The following is a 15,140-nucleotide window of genomic DNA, read 5'->3' on the forward strand; positions in this document are numbered from 1 at the left end:
TATTCAAAAAACCCGCCCTCGTGGCGGGTTTTTGCTTTCTGAGTCAACAACTTGTTGGTTTATCAGTAGTTACCCCTCTTATCTTTCCTCCGGCCCCGCTTCCCGGTGGTACAAAATGGGCATTATGATAAAGCCTACCAAAGACCGAAACGGCACCTACTATACAGTGGACACATGCCGGATTGCCCAGGGCCTCCGAAAACGTCCAGTCGTGCTGCACATCCGGCCTGATTGATGGTGAAATTCCCGACAAAAACGGCTGGCTTTCCGCTGGTGTTGCCCTTTCCCTACTACAGCGGCCACTCAAGCGAGAACGGGCTTCTCATTGATGCCATTGAGCAAAAATCTGGCCTGATACTTTCGGTGATGCCCGGTGAAAGCCGTCTAGTAGGCCGAGGTGTGTAGCTGCAAAAAGCGACTTCTGCTTCAGACCCCGTAACCACATTGCTACTATATTGTGCATGCGTTGGCACGCATGGCAGTCAGAGGGAGCCGTTTATCAGTCTAAACAGACGCCGGTAAAGCAATTGAGAGGAATTACAATGGATGCAGCATTGCTTAACATGATGCAATCAGGTGGAAGAAATAAAGCCTGGGCGGAAACGATGGTGAATATGGAAGCCAGGAAACTGGTAAATACAGCCAACACTCTGTCGGCTTTTCATCTCAGCGATGGTCTGACTCGAATGAAGTTCATTCAGGAAATTCGGGACCTCATAGAACAACAGTTTACGCTAGCTCGTCAGGCTAAATCAGATAAAGAATGCATGGACTGCGTTAAAATACTTCGAGAAGAAAACTATAACCTCCTGGAACAAGCTCGTTTATTACGAACGAAGGCAGCGAAGCTTTACGCGAAAGTCGAGTTCATCCGAGAGAATAACAAAATTGTTGGGTATGTTATCTCGGCAGTTAGTGTTGTCCTGGCCAGTGCTGAAATAGCCGCAGGATTTACACTGATTGGCACGATGACCCCTCTCGGAGTTCTTGCTGGTGCGATTCTGGTTACTGACGGGGCAAACAGCATCAGTAAAGAAGTGGCTCGCTACGCAACGAACAACACTACCAGTGAAGGGCTGGTCGCGAATGCCGCGATGTCTACAGCTGAGTTTATGGGCTTTAGTCGTGAGAATGGTTTAGGTGTCTACAAATCAATCTCACTGGCCGCTAATGCGTATACCATTTTTGGCTTGTTACGGCGACCTGGTACCTGGCGACTGTTTCGTTATCTACCCACAGACTATTACCGAAAGGTGAGCACATTGAGCCGCCCGCAGCTTACAATGAAAATAGCAGGTTACGGCGTGAAAGCTAAGATTATTTTTGATCTGTTGTCCGTCAGCGACCCGTCTCAGAATTAGTCAGCATTTTACGGTAACGCCAGGATTTGTAGCCAAGTTTTGCTGGCGTTATATACCAGATAAAAGGTAGTACAATCAATAACGTGAGCGCAAGTGTCAGACTTGTATCCCTGGATGCAAGTAAAAGAGTTAAAGCCAGTATGATAAAGGCAATAATAGTTATCCACTTCATTGCCTTAAAACGATTGGCCAGATCATGAGTTACGCTATCAAACGAACCACCGTAATTCTCGATATTGTTTTTTAGCTTTTGAAGATCTCGTTTACTAAAACCTGATTTTAAAAGTGCTTCTTCGCTGGTCATTCTACTAACCATCCCATAACTCACTGAAACATGTGACGAAGTTTAACTGAATTTGACGGATAAATCGCTACCTGTCGATATTTGTCAAATTTATATTTATATCAAATAGTTGAAGATATCTTACAGTGGCGGTGACCAGACTCTTCAATCGTGTCCATGACAACGTCCTTGTGTCGTTTTGAGCCAGAGTAAATCCAAACCCAAGGCCAGGAAGTTGTCCTCATCCAGCGTTCTCAAACCTCAGAATACCGCCCGCAATTATGCTTTTGATCTCTCCCCAACCCAGGGATCGTTCCCACCTGCGCCCAGCAGTTTGTTTTTGAAGATAAACAAACACGCCTCGTTGAAGTTCTCCGCCCCCAGCCGTTCCGAGAGCGCCATTCGTTTGCGATAGAGACTTTTCACCGACGTATTCAGCTCGCCTGCAATCTCCTCCATTGACATCCCTGCTCTCAGCAACCGCAACATGATCGTTTCATGCGTGCTCAGCCGTAAATTCAGCAGCCACTTCGTGGTCAGGCGACGGCCCTTCATATTGAGCACCAGGTTAAACAGCGAGGCCATGTCCGGCGCCGTCAGCGACGTATTCATAAACAGCTTCATACTGAGCAGATTCTCCTCGCGATGGCGCATATCAAGCATAACGCAGCAAATCGTTTTTTTCGTTCTGGCCGGATGGCGTATCAGGTAATCATATAAACGGAGCGGCGCACGACTATCAATCAATACAGAATATTCATCTGCACCGTTATCAAATATGTTTCTGTCAATCGAATCGAGCAGGATAATATCCGGAAAAAATATCCGCATCCCCCTGACAAGGTAGCGATCCTGAGTCACTAACACTATTGAAGTTGCCACTAACCATCCCTTTTAGATTAAAGCAAGAACGATCCTACGAAAAGAAGACCGCCTTCGTTTTATAGCGCTGTAATATTAACGATAGATGTATTCTGGCTTTAGACATCCCTCAATACACACATTGATGAGCAAGACTTCCTGTAGACTATCATTCAATGTCTGTCTTTAATTATAAATAAAAAACAATCGCAGAAAAGTCACTTCTCTAAACATTAAGAATTTTTGTCATGAAACTTCCCAAACATGCACCAGAAAGTACTTTAATTGAGGCTAGCAAGCGTCATTAAAAATATATACAAAACTGTCACAATAAAAATAAAATCATTATATTTCAATGAATTGTAATTAATCACTCAATTCAAAATAAACACAAAAATCTGCTCATTACAGAATTATCTCAAAACGACACAGCCGCTTTTCAGCATATTTATCGGGCAACATATCGGGTGTACATTACCTCCCATCCAGTCCACTAAGATGAGGCGCCATAATTACCTTTAAGTAAGTACCCCTTAACGTTACTGCATTCAGATTTAATGTTCTCATTTATGGCCTTTAACGCAGAGTTAAAAGGCAGCCGTGTTATGCAATGGATTCATGATAAACAAATGGCAAATAGATATGGAAAGATCGCTTCGCTTCAGTACATTATTCTTTTATCGCACCCCAACATTATTGTTTCTGTTATTACTCTTTCCTGTTCTGGTTCAGGCGACGGAATCCGTTTATGAGCAACAGATTCAACAGGCGCGTAACGGTAATTACACGTCGTTTCTCGATTATCTTCAGCGTTATCAGCAGCAGCATGCCCTGACGCCTGAGCACGTTGCGGACTGGTTACAGGTGGCTGCCTGGGCAGGTCATGATGACGAGGTTATTCAGGTCTGGCAGCGCTACAGCATTTATATGCCGCTGCCCGCCCGCGGCGTTGCGGCTGTCGCGCAGGCCAGACGAAATCAGAAAGCGTGGGAGCCCGCTCTGGCGCTCTGGAAAGAAGCGCGCAGCCTTGCGCCGGATAACGACGATTATCGTATCGGCTACATCAAAACCCTGGCCGATGCCCGTAAAGATACGCTTGCCCTTCAGGAGGCCCGACGGCTGGTGGCGGAGGCCCCCTCTCAGGCGCATCTTCAGACGCTGGCATACGTCTGGCTACGCCAGGGAAAAAGCTGGGATCGGCTTTTAGCCGACACGCGCGCGCTGTATATCGCGCCAGAAAATCACGCGCTTCTCCGCGAGCGGGTCGACGCGCTAACGGATAACCGGGTCAATACCCCCGCGCTCCTGCTTTCACAAAAGGTGGCGCTAGCCCCCGCGGAGCGTCGTCGTCTTGAGCTGAATGCCGCCGCCGAAAGCGTTCGCCTTGCAGACGTGCCGGGCAGAACAGAAAAGGAGCGCCTGCAGCTTGCGCAATCTGCGCTGAATCGTTACGACGCGCTGCTTTCTCGCTGGCAGAGCGAGCCGCAGGCGGCGGAAGACGTCGTGCTTGCGCGTATCGACCGGCTCGGCGCGCTGTATGCCCATGCCGATTACCCGCGGGTCATCAGAGAATATCAGGATCTGACGGCAGCCCGGCATCCGGTGCCGGGCTGGGCAATCGGCTGGGTGATCTCCGCATATCTGCAGGAGAAAAACGCTGCCGCCGCCTTCGCGCTTCTGCAACGCTATCCGCAGTACGCATCCGATCCGCAGGACGAGGAGCACGCGCTTTTCTACGCCTGGCTGGATACGGGAGAGTATCCGTCCGCCCGCCGGTATGCAGAGCGCCACACCCGCAACGTTCCCTGGACCCGTTACGATTTCGGTTCCCCTACCCCTCAACCGAACGATCGGTGGCTTACCGGTCAGTCGCTCCGTTTTAACTACTTGCTGGCGACGAATGCCCTGCCGGAAGCCGAAAAGCTGGCGCGACGTCTGGCAGCAACCGCGCCGGGCAATCAGGGATTGCAGATTGACTACGCCACCCTGCTTCAGGCGCGAGGCCTGCCGCGCGCGGCCGAGCAAACGCTGAAAATGGCGGAGGCGCTGGAGCCCTCGAATCTGGAGCTTGAGCAGCAGCAGGCTTACGTCGCCATGGATCTGCAGGAGTGGCGGCAGATGGATTTACTGGCCGACGACGTCGTTGCCCGCGCGCCGCGCGATCGCAGCGCAAGGCGTCTGGACAGGCTCCGCACCGTCCACCATATGTCCGAGCTGCGCCTCAACGCGAGCAAGGGTTTGCACTCCGATAACCCTGTCAGTGGGACGCACGACCTCAACTGGGACGCCACGCTCTATGGCCCGCCCGTAGCGGATAACTGGCGGCTGTTTGCCGGCACCCGCTATGCAGAGGGCAATTTCGATGAAGGCAAAGGCACCAGCCGTCACCTGTTGGGCGGCATCGAATGGCGGCCACGCGATCTCCAGCTCGAAGCCGAGCTCTCAAGCAACCGCTATCACGGCGCGAACAAGCCGGGCGCTCGCCTCTCAACGACGTACAGCCTCACCGATAGCTGGCAGGTCAGCGGCAGCCTTGAGCGCCTGTCGCGCAACACGCCCCTGCGGGCGTTACGCAACGGGATCAGCGCCAACCGGGGGGAAGGCGGCGTGCGCTGGTATCAAAACGAGCGCCGTGAGTATCAGTTCAGCGCCGCCCTCAGCCGCTTCTCGGACCATAACCGCCGACAGGAATACACCCTCACGGGCAAGGAGCGTCTCTGGCAGACCCCATCCCTGACGCTGGATCTCGAGCCGGGGATCGCTGCCAGCAAAAACAGCCTGCAGGACACCCTCTATTACAACCCGGCGCGGGATCTCTCCGTGACGGCCGCCCTGGCCGTTGACCATGAGATGTATCGCCATTACGACACCCTCTGGAGCCAGCAGTTCGTGGCGGGAGGCGGCCGCTACTGGCAGAAAAATCAGTCCGCTGGTGCCATCGCTGTGCTGGGTTACGGACAACGCGTTCAGTGGAACAACGTCATGGATACCGGCGTGATGCTGAACTGGGACAAGCGCCCTTACGACGGCAAACGCGAGAGCAACCTCTCCGTCACGTTTGATGCGACTTTACGCTTTTAAGGATGATGATAATGAACACACGTTTTTCCGCGAGCCTGATACTCATCGGCTGGCTCTGCCTCAGCGCGAGCGTCTGCGCGCAGGCACTCTCGTTTATTGCGCCCAGCGCACGGCCGCAGCTGGAGGCGAGTAAACCCTGGCCGCAGAACCAGTTTCTGGTGCTGGCCTACCACGACGTCGAAGACGATGCCGCCGATCAGCGCTACCTCTCCGTGCGCACCAGCGCGCTAAACGAGCAGATAAGCTGGCTGCTGCACAACGGTTATCACGTCATCAGCGTGCAGGACATTCTGGATGCCCATGACGGAAAAAAAACGCTGCCGCCCAAAGCCGTTCTGCTCAGCTTTGACGACGGCTACAGCAGCTTTTACACCCGCGTCTGGCCACTGCTTCAGGCGTGGAACGTCCCTGCGCTCTGGGCGCCGGTGGGCAGCTGGGTGGATACGCCGGAAAATCAAAAAGTTAACTTCGGCGGCCTGATGACGCCACGCGATCGCTTCGCGACGTGGGACATGGTGCGCGAGCTCAGCCGGTCTCCGCTGATTGAGATCGGGTCGCACACCTGGGCCTCGCATTACGGCATTGTTGCCAACCCGCAGGGCAGCCGCGAACCCGCCATCGCCAACCGCTTTTACGATAAAGCGACGGGCCGCTATGAAACCGATCGGCAGTTCAGCCAGCGGATCGGCGATGACGTTCGCAAAGTGACTGAAAAAATCACGCAGGTGACGGGCAAGGCGCCGCGCGCCTGGGTCTGGCCCTACGGTGCCGCCAACGGCACGTCGCTCGCCATCGCCAGACAGCAGGGTTATGAGCTGGCCTTTACCCTTGAGGACGGACTGGGGAACGTGCAGGAGCTGGGAAACATCCCCCGTCTGCTGATTGCCGGCAATCCCTCGCTCAAGGCGTTTGCCAGTACGGTCAGCCAGGCTCAGGAGCACGAACCCGTGCGCGTCATGCACGTCGATCTCGACTACGTTTACGATCCCAATCCAGCCCAGCAGACGCAAAATATCAACAGGCTGATTCAGCGGGTCTACGACATGAAAATCAGCCATGTTTTCCTGCAGGCGTTTGCCGACCCGCAGGGCGACGGCAGGATCAAGGCGCTCTATTTCCCCAACCGCCAGCTGCCGGTCCGGGCCGATCTCTTTAATTTTGTCTCCTGGCAGCTGCAAACCCGCGCGGGCGTGAAAGTCTTCGCGTGGATGCCGGTGCTCTCGTTCGATCTCGATCCTGCCCTGCCGCGCGTGCAGCGTCGGGACCGCTCGTCAGGCCAGCGACGCGCAGCCACCGATCCCTATATTCGGCTCTCCCCGTGGGACCCGCAGGTGCGCGAGCAGGTGACGGATCTCTATGAAGATCTGGCCCGCTATGCCAGCTTCAACGGGATCTTGTTCCATGACGATGCGGTGCTGACCGACGTGGACGATGGCCCTCAGAGCACAACACGTCAGAAAAGCCAGACGCTTATCGGGTTTACCCACGCCCTGAGCCTCGCGGTGAAGCATATCCGTGGCCCGCAGATAAAAACCGCGCGCAACATGTTCGCCTTGCCCATTCTGCAGCCCGAAAGCGAAGCGTGGTTCGCGCAGAATCTTGACGATTTTCTGGCGGAGTATGACTGGACGGTGCCGATGGCCATGCCGCTGATGGAGTCCGTCCCGGCAGACGAAAGTGATGCCTGGCTGACGCGTCTGGTTAACGCGGTCGCCGCGCGTCACGGCGCGCTCGATAAAACCATTTTCGAGCTGCAGGCACGGGACTGGGAGCGGAAACCGCAGCGCGCCGTCTCCGACAGCCAGCTGGCACAGTGGATGCGCGTGCTCCAGCTGAACGGCGTCAAAAACTACGGCTACTACCCCGACGATTTCATCAACAACCAACCTGATATCTCACGCATCAGGCCTGTATTTTCTTCGTACTGGTACCCTGACAATGACTGATCGCATTATCGCCTTTTCCATTTTATGTCTGGTATTCGGGTTGCCGTTAGGCGTGGCCGCCCTCTTTACCGGCGAGCTGATTCTGGATTTTGTGTTCTTCTGGCCGCTGTTCATGTCCGTGCTCTGGATAACCGGCGGGCTCTATTTCTGGTTTCAGCTTGAACGCCACTGGTCGTGGGAGAAAGAGACGCCCGCCCCGACGCTCGCCGGTGAGCCGCTCATCTCCATTCTTATCCCCTGCTTCAACGAGGGACGAAATGCCCGGGAGACCATCAGCGCCGCGCTGGATCAGCGGTATGAAAATATCGAAGTTATCGCCATCAACGACGGCTCGTCTGACAACACCGCGCAGGTGCTGCAGGCGCTGGCGCAGGAACATCCGCGCCTGCGGGTAATTAATCTCGCGGAAAACCAGGGGAAAGCGCTGGCGCTCAAAGCCGGGGCAGCGGCGGCCCGGGGAGATCTGCTGGTCTGCATTGACGGCGACGCCCTGCTCGACCGCGATACGGCAGCGTATCTGGTGGCCCCGCTGATTCAGTATCCCCACGTCGGGGCGGTCACCGGGAATCCGCGTATCCGCACGCGCTCCACGCTGATTGGCCGCATTCAGGTGGGCGAGTTCTCATCGATTATCGAGCTCATCAAGCGGACGCAGCGGATCTATGGCCGGGTCTTTACCGTCTCGGGCGTTATCGCCGCCTTTCGCCGACAGGCGCTGGCGGACGTCGGGTACTGGAGCCCGGACATGATCACCGAAGACATTGACATCAGCTGGAAGCTCCAGCTGCGCCACTGGGATATCTTTTTCGAGCCGCGGGCGCTGTGCTGGATCCTGATGCCGGAGACGCTCAAGGGCCTGTGGAAACAGCGTCTGCGCTGGGCCCAGGGCGGTGCGGAGGTGTTTCTGGTCAACCTGCGTAGGATTGTGCGCTGGGAGCATCACCGCATGTGGCCCCTGTTTCTTGAGTATGCCCTGTCAACGCTGTGGGCCTTCGCCTACGCCATGACGGTGCTGTTATTTATCCTCAGCCATATCACGCCGATTCCCGCCAGGCTGACCGTGGAGAGCCTCTTTCCACCGGAGTTTACCGGGCTGCTGCTGGGCGTGATGTGCCTGCTGCAGTTCCTGGTCAGCCTGTTCATCGAGCGGCGCTATGAACGGAAGGTGGCCAGCTCGCTTTTCTGGGTGATCTGGTTCCCGATGGTGTACTGGATGATCGGCCTGTTCACCACCCTCGTCGCGTTTCCAAAAGTCATGCTTAAACGCCAGCGCGCCCGCGCGCGCTGGATCAGTCCGGACCGGGGAAAAGGACGCATTTAATGAACGAAAATACCTTAATTCTGACCGAACATCGGCTGTTGCCACGTCTTTTCGATGCCGCGTTAACGCTGGTGGCGTGGGGAGGCTTTCTGTTTTTCCTGTATGCCCGGCTCTGGATGCAGCTCACCGAGGAGAGCGACCACCGCTGGAGCGTGATTATTGCGTCCTTTAATACGGTGTTGCTCTACCTGCTGTTCGCCGCGCTCAACGGCTGGCTGCTGATTTTGTGGTATCAGTACAATCGCCGTCGGGCCCACGCGAGGCGGCGTCAGCCGGGCTATATTCACCAGGAAGAGCTGGCCCGCAGCTTTAATGTTTCACCGCAGATCATCTCTGAGATGAGCCAGTACAACCTGCTGACGGTCTATCATGACCAGATTGGCCGCATCATCGATCTGAAGATCAACGGGCAGGAAGAGGAAGAACAGTAACGAAAAGCCCCCGCAGGATGTCCTGCGGGGGCTTTTTTATTGCGGGTAAGAACTACTTATCTTTAACCACGATCAGCGGCTCAATATCGCTCTCTTTCTTCACCACCAGCGAGTCATCGCCGCGCAGACAGGTCCCACCGTAGTTCCCGCCCACGGTAAAGGTACAGACCTGAATGTACTTGCCGTCGACGTTTGGCAGGCACCACAGTTGCTGGTAGATGTTTTTACGGTCGACAAACTTGCCGCTGGATTTATCCAGCAGTTCGTCCTGGGCGCTAATCAGGTCGATATTGCTGCCGCAGCGCCCGGCAATCGGCTTGACGGCATATCCGGTCTGCTTCAGCAGATCGTTGACCTCAAAATCGGTGTCGAGCAGGTAACGGTGATTCGGGAACAGTTGCCACAGCACCGGGAGAATCGCCTTGTTGCCGGGAATAACGGTCCACAGGGGTTCAAAGACCAGCACCTCCGGGCGCAGCAGGACGTCAATCAGGCGCACTTCGCCTTCAGGATGTCCGGTGCGGATCGGCACCGCCGCGTATTCGGTTTCGCTGACCTCACGGATCTGCTCTATCGCCGTCTCCCACGCCCAGGTTTTCCACACGCAGTTGACGTGGCGACCTTCGTCGTCAATCAGCTGTCCGGCGGCATCCCAGCTGAGCGCCCCCAGCCCGTGGAGGATTTTGGTCTCGAACCCGGCCTGCAGCAGAGAACGCTGGATAAAGAGCGCGTGATAGTCCTCTTCGACATCGTTGTCCTGCATGATGTGGACGAACGGCCGCGCGTGGCTGTGCTTCCACGCGCCGGTTAGCTCTTCCAGCAGGCCTTCCGCCGGGTTATGCCCGTTGCCGCGATAGCCGTTTTTCACCCACTCCTCAAGGATAAGCCCTCCCTCGGTATGGCAGGAGGCGGAGTCGGCGTTGTACTCGTAGACCTTGATGCCGCGCTCATCCATGCAGAAATCCATACGACCGGTGATCATATGGTGACGACGCCACTGCCAGGAGAGGCGCAGGCGCGGCCAGAGGATTTTCGGGATGTCGAAAAGCGCCAGCAGGCTATCGTCTTTCAGCACCTTATCCGTGGCGTGCAGGTACATCAGGTGCAGCTCGTTGGTGGCTTTGATCAGCTCCTGCTCGGCGCTTTCGGTAATGGTGAAGTACTGGCAGGGATCTTTGTTGATCACGTGACCGTTGGCGCGGATATACGCCTGCTGCAGCGCGTCATTTTCGTTGAGCCATTTCCCGTCGAACTGACGTGTGTTTTTCAGCCGCGCGCCGCTGATTTTCAGCAGTTCGCCGTCGATTTCCGGCTGCGGAATGCTGTGTTCTGTGTCGTCGGTCTGGATCATCCAGCCGAGAATTTCCGTGTCGCTGAAGGTGTCGTGGAGGGTGTAACACCCGTTCTCCACGCTCAGGCGCAGCTCGCGCGTCCACTGCTGCCCGAGCGGCAGCGGGGAGTGAATCACGTTCTGCTCGGCGATACGCACCTTATCGTCCAGAAGCTGGGTGATCACCGCCACGTGGCCGGTCTCGTGAAACTCGCCGCCCTTTTGCCAGATCAGCAGCGCCCCGGCGCGCGGCGCGCGTTTTGAGCCGTTGGCAAACGCCTGAAGGGGCAGAATGTTATCGTTCACCACCTGACGCAAAAAGCGCAGAGAGAAAATTTCCCACGCCATACCGACGTCGGTAAACACGAAGCCATAGTTGAGGAACAGGAAACGGCGGGCAAACTCAACGCACTGCCACTTGTGGCCCATGTATTCGTTGCCGATGTAGCTGCGGAAATCCGCATCTTCCGGATAGTTTCGCGGGTCCAGACTGCCGTAATTTGAAGAGTAAATCGCCACGCCACCGGGCGCATAGCCTAACAACGTCCCGAATGGCGCATCACTGCTTAACGTTCCTTTACGCATGTATCCAACCTAAAACAGGCAGGCGGCAATTTTTATGGGTTGTCGTCGTCTGCACGTTGTAATTAACCTGACAGAGGAGCGTTTATCATACACCTGCGTGGTAAATAATTCGCCTTACCCGGCCGACAAAACACAAACCCCTGTAGGTCGGGTAAGCGAAGCGCCACCCGACACGTTTAAGGCTCACATCTTAAACAGCCAGCACGCCGCGAAATGCCCTGGCGCGATCTCCTGCATCGCTGGCTCCTGCGTCTGGCAAACCGGCATGGCGTGCGGGCAGCGGCTGCAGAACTTACAGCCCGGCAGCGCGGACGTAGGGCCGGGCATTTCGCCGCGCAGGGTGGCGTCTTCGAGGTTGCGAATCCGCGGGTCGGGCTGGGGAACCGCCGCCAGCAGCGCGCGGGTATAAGGGTGCGCCGGACGCTGATACAGCTCATTCGCCGGGGCCACTTCCACCAGCTTACCGAGGTACATCACCCCAATGCGGCTGGAGATATGGCGCACCATCGAGAGATCGTGGGCGATGAACAGATAGGTCAGCCCCAGCTCCTGCTGAAGATCCTGCAGAATATTCACCACCTGCGCCTGCACCGAGACGTCCAGCGCCGAGAGCGGCTCATCGCACAGCACAAATTCGGGACGCACGGACAACGCGCGGGCAATACTGATGCGCTGGCGCTGCCCGCCGCTGAACTCATGCGGAAACCGCTCAAGGTGCTCCTGCTTGAGCCCCACTTTGTAGAGCAGCGTTTCCGTCCGTTCGCGCTGTTCTTCACGGCTGTAGCCGTGGATCTGCATTGGCTCAGCCACCAGCTGCCGCACCGTCATGCCGGGGTTAAGCGAGGAGTAAGGGTCCTGGAAAATCGCCTGCATCCGCTTACGCAGCGGCTTGAGCTCTTTTTCGCGGGCGTGGGCAATCGCCTGTCCGGCAAAGTGGATTTCGCCCGCGGTGATATCGAAAAGGCGCAGGATGGCGCGCCCGAGGGTGGATTTCCCGCAGCCGGACTCGCCCACCAGGCCAAACGTCTCGCCGGGCTGGATATCAAAACTCACGCCATCAACCGCCTTCACCGCCGCGCCTTTACGCAGCAAACCGCCGTTAAGCGGATAGTGTTTGCGCAGATCGCGCACGCTTACTAAAGGGGCCTGTTGTTCACTCATGCCTGAATCTCCTTATCGGCCCATAGCCAGCAGGCGGCGCGATGGCCTTCACCCATGGCGTAAAAAGCGGGCTGCCGTTCACACTGGGGCATGCGTTTCGGGCAGCGTTCGGCGAACGGACAGCCCGGCGGCGGGTTAAGCAGGCCAGGCGGCGCGCCTTCAATGGGCGATAAACGTTGGTTGACCTCATCCGGGCGCGGCAGCGAGGCCAGCAGCCCCTGGGTATAAGGATGTGCAGGACGATAAAAAATGTCCTCCACGCTCCCCTCCTCCATCACCAGCCCGCCGTACATCACCACCACGCGGCTGCAGACCTGCGCCACCACGCCGAGATCGTGGGTGATCAGCAGAATCGCGGTTTGGGTCTGCTGTTGCAGGCTTTTCAGCAGTCGCAGGATCTGCGCCTGAATGGTGACGTCCAGCGCGGTGGTCGGCTCATCGGCAATAAGCAGCTTCGGGTTGCAGGAGAGCGCAATGGCGATCATCACCCGCTGGCGCATCCCGCCGCTGAACTCGTGGGGATACTGGTCGTATCGGCGTTCCGCCTCGGCAATCCCCACCTGTTCCAGCATGGCGATCGCCGCCGCTTTGGCCGCTCTTTTGGTGAGCCCTTTATTGCGCATCAGGATCTCTGCCATCTGTTTGCCGATGGTCAGCACCGGGTTCAGGGCGGTCATCGGATCCTGGAAAATCATCGCGATCTCGTTGCCGCGAATGGCGCGCATCTGCGCAGGGGTTTTCTGCGCCAGATCGTCATTCTGGAAGCGAACGCTGCCGCCGGTTATCCGTCCGTTGCTCCCCAGAAGCTGAATGATCGACTTACAGGTGACGCTTTTCCCGCAGCCCGACTCGCCGACGATGCCGACAAGCTCCCCCGGCTGAACCTGAAAGCTCACGCCGCGCACCGCGTGAACCTCGCCCTCGCGGGTGCGGAAGGTGGTTTGCAGGTTCTCAAGCGCTAACAGGTTACTCATCGCGATTCGCTCCTGGCTCAAAGGCGGTACGGAACACATCGCCCAGCACGTTAAAGCTGAACACCGTCAGCAGGATAAGAATGCCGGGGAACATCGCCAGCCACGACGCTTCGCCAATATAAGACTGGGCGTTGTTGAGCATGCTTCCCCACGACGCCGCCGGTGCCTGTACGCCCAGCCCTAAGAAGCTGAGCGTCGACTCCATCAGAATGGCCGAGGCGATATTGAGCGTGGCGGCAACGATAATGGTCGGCAGCACGCCGGGAATAATGTGGCGCACGATAATGCGCAGCGGGTGCTCCCCCGACGCGCGGGCATAAAGCACATACTCGCGCTCTTTCACCGATAAGGTTTCTGCGCGCACCAGCCGCGACATGTTCATCCACGTCAGCAGGCTGATGATCAGAATGATGTTATCCACGCCCGGCTTGAGGTAAGCATTCACCACCAGCAGCAGGAAGAAGGCCGGAATGGCCATCAGGATATCCACGGCACGCATCATCAGGTTGTCCAGCCAGCCGCCAAAGTAGCCGCTCACCGTTCCCACCACCGTGCCGATAAGCGTGGAAAAGAGCATGGCGAGAAAACCGACCATCAGGGAGATCTGCCCGCCATACAGCGCGCGGGTGAAGTAGTCGCGCCCGTACTCGTCGGTGCCGAACCAGTGTGCGGCATCCGGCGGCAGCGTGCGTGCGCCAAGCGCCATCCGATCCGGATCGTAAGGACTCAAGCCCGCACAGAGCGCGGCGACAACGAAAATAAAAAGCACAAACAGGGAGAACTGCGCCGGACGATTGCGGCGCAGCTGGTGACGAACCTGCTGCCAGCGTCTGCTCATGCGGGTTACCTCAGCGTACGAATGCGGGGATCGGCGAAGCGATAAAGCAGATCGGCGATCAGGTTACCGACGATCAGCATCATCGACGAGAGCATGATGATCGCCATGATCAGCGGGTAGTCCAGCGAAGCGATCGACTGGATCCCGAGCAGCCCCATCCCCGGCCAGGAGAAGACGCTTTCCGTCACGTAGGCCCCCACAATCAGCTCACCGAACGACAATCCGAACAGGGTGATCACCGGCAGCAGCACGTTTTTCAGCACGTGGCGGAACAGAATGCTGGAACGCGTGGCGCCGTAGGCCAGCTGGGTCTGCACATAGTCGGCAGAGAGCTGCGAGATGGTGTTGGAGCGGATGTAGCGCACGTAGCTGGAGAGGTTGTAGAACGTGAGGGCAATGCACGGCAGCACGCCGTGGCGCAGCACGTCCAGCACATTATCCTCCATGCCGATGGTGCGCATTCCCATGCTGGGGAACCAGTTAAGCTGCACGGCAAAGACCGTAATGAGCAAAATGCCGAACCAGAAAATCGGCACCGAGATGCCGATATAGGCGAACAGGTTCAGCAGGTGATCCAGCCCGCGGTGCTTAAATGCCCCGGCCAGCAGGCCCAGCGGGATGGCCAGCACGATCGCCAGCAGCAGCGACGCGCCCATCAGCCCCAGGGTGGCCGGAATGCGTTCGCCGATCATCTCCAGCACCGGGCGGTGGTAAATCAGCGAATAGCCGAGATCGCCCTGCAGGACGTTTTTCAGCCACAGGACGTACTGCGTGACCAGCGGCTTATCCAGCCCCAGGCTCTGGCGAATACGTTCGATATCTTCCGGAGCCATGCGCGGTGTGATGTACGCCGCCACCGGATCGCCGGGCGCGAGCTTGACCAGCAAAAACGCCACCAGCGAAATGAAGAAAAGCATCGGCAGCAGCTGCAGCAGCCGACGCGTGAGGAGTGTGTTCACGACGTGCCC

General features: G+C 56.9%; 12 protein-coding genes. 5 read left to right on the plus strand and 7 right to left on the minus strand.

All coding sequences use genetic code 11. The annotated features are described in order from the left end of the window. Nucleotides 1-542: 542 nt before the first annotated feature. Complete coding sequence (locus N6P30_RS03390; protein WP_023294536.1) at nucleotides 543-1,361, plus strand: DUF4225 domain-containing protein; 819 nt, start codon at nucleotides 543-545, stop codon at nucleotides 1,359-1,361. Here N6P30_RS03390 and N6P30_RS03395 read toward each other — a convergent pair. Beyond that, nucleotides 1,339-1,665: a hypothetical protein gene (locus tag N6P30_RS03395; protein WP_039265473.1), complete on the minus strand. Its 327-nt coding sequence runs from the start codon at nucleotides 1,663-1,665 to the stop codon at nucleotides 1,339-1,341. The genes N6P30_RS03390 and N6P30_RS03395 overlap by 23 nt on opposite strands. A gap of 258 nt (nucleotides 1,666-1,923) precedes the next feature. Continuing rightward, entirely contained in the window at nucleotides 1,924-2,475 is a 552-nt protein-coding gene (locus tag N6P30_RS03400) for a LuxR C-terminal-related transcriptional regulator (RefSeq protein ID WP_044597653.1), read from the minus strand. 672 nt (nucleotides 2,476-3,147) lie between these two features. Here N6P30_RS03400 and pgaA point away from each other — a divergent pair. From pgaA to pgaD, 4 genes are read left to right on the plus strand one after another with little or no spacing between them, the layout of a single operon-like run. Continuing rightward, nucleotides 3,148-5,586 carry a poly-beta-1,6 N-acetyl-D-glucosamine export porin PgaA gene (pgaA, locus tag N6P30_RS03405; protein WP_023294539.1) on the plus strand — a complete coding sequence of 813 codons (2,439 nt, stop codon included), beginning with the start codon at nucleotides 3,148-3,150 and terminating at the stop codon, nucleotides 5,584-5,586. Between the two features lie 2 nt (nucleotides 5,587-5,588). Next, nucleotides 5,589-7,532, plus strand: a complete 1,944-nt coding sequence (gene pgaB / locus N6P30_RS03410) for a poly-beta-1,6-N-acetyl-D-glucosamine N-deacetylase PgaB (RefSeq protein WP_170226934.1) — start codon at nucleotides 5,589-5,591, stop codon at nucleotides 7,530-7,532. After that, nucleotides 7,525-8,853 carry a poly-beta-1,6-N-acetyl-D-glucosamine synthase gene (gene pgaC, locus N6P30_RS03415; protein WP_260629931.1) on the plus strand — a complete coding sequence of 443 codons (1,329 nt, stop codon included), beginning with the start codon at nucleotides 7,525-7,527 and terminating at the stop codon, nucleotides 8,851-8,853. Before pgaB ends, pgaC begins: the two co-directional genes overlap by 8 nt. Next, a complete protein-coding gene (gene pgaD, locus N6P30_RS03420; protein WP_023294542.1) occupies nucleotides 8,853-9,284 on the plus strand; it encodes a poly-beta-1,6-N-acetyl-D-glucosamine biosynthesis protein PgaD in 432 nt (143 codons plus the stop codon). The genes pgaC and pgaD overlap by 1 nt, the downstream gene beginning before the upstream one ends. A 52-nt stretch (nucleotides 9,285-9,336) precedes the next feature. Here pgaD and gss read toward each other — a convergent pair whose 3' ends face one another. From gss to N6P30_RS03445, 5 genes are all read right to left on the minus strand, one after another. Then, nucleotides 9,337-11,199 (minus strand): bifunctional glutathionylspermidine amidase/synthase, encoded by a 1,863-nt coding sequence (gss, locus tag N6P30_RS03425; protein WP_023294543.1) that lies wholly within the window; start codon nucleotides 11,197-11,199, stop codon nucleotides 9,337-9,339. Nucleotides 11,200-11,382: 183 nt separating this feature from the next. Continuing rightward, nucleotides 11,383-12,360, minus strand: a complete 978-nt coding sequence (locus tag N6P30_RS03430; RefSeq protein ID WP_023294544.1) for an ABC transporter ATP-binding protein — start codon at nucleotides 12,358-12,360, stop codon at nucleotides 11,383-11,385. Further along, nucleotides 12,357-13,334: an ABC transporter ATP-binding protein gene (locus N6P30_RS03435; RefSeq protein ID WP_058673451.1), complete on the minus strand. Its 978-nt coding sequence runs from the start codon at nucleotides 13,332-13,334 to the stop codon at nucleotides 12,357-12,359. The genes N6P30_RS03430 and N6P30_RS03435 overlap by 4 nt, the downstream gene beginning before the upstream one ends. After that, nucleotides 13,327-14,172: an ABC transporter permease gene (locus N6P30_RS03440; RefSeq protein WP_023294546.1), complete on the minus strand. Its 846-nt coding sequence runs from the start codon at nucleotides 14,170-14,172 to the stop codon at nucleotides 13,327-13,329. The genes N6P30_RS03435 and N6P30_RS03440 overlap by 8 nt, the downstream gene beginning before the upstream one ends. A gap of 5 nt (nucleotides 14,173-14,177) precedes the next feature. Beyond that, nucleotides 14,178-15,131 (minus strand): ABC transporter permease, encoded by a 954-nt coding sequence (locus N6P30_RS03445; RefSeq protein WP_023294547.1) that lies wholly within the window; start codon nucleotides 15,129-15,131, stop codon nucleotides 14,178-14,180. Between the last annotated feature and the right edge of the window lie 9 nt (nucleotides 15,132-15,140).

This window comes from Enterobacter sp. PL1 (assembly GCF_945957325.1).
GTDB classification, from domain to species: Bacteria; Pseudomonadota; Gammaproteobacteria; order Enterobacterales; family Enterobacteriaceae; genus Enterobacter; species Enterobacter roggenkampii.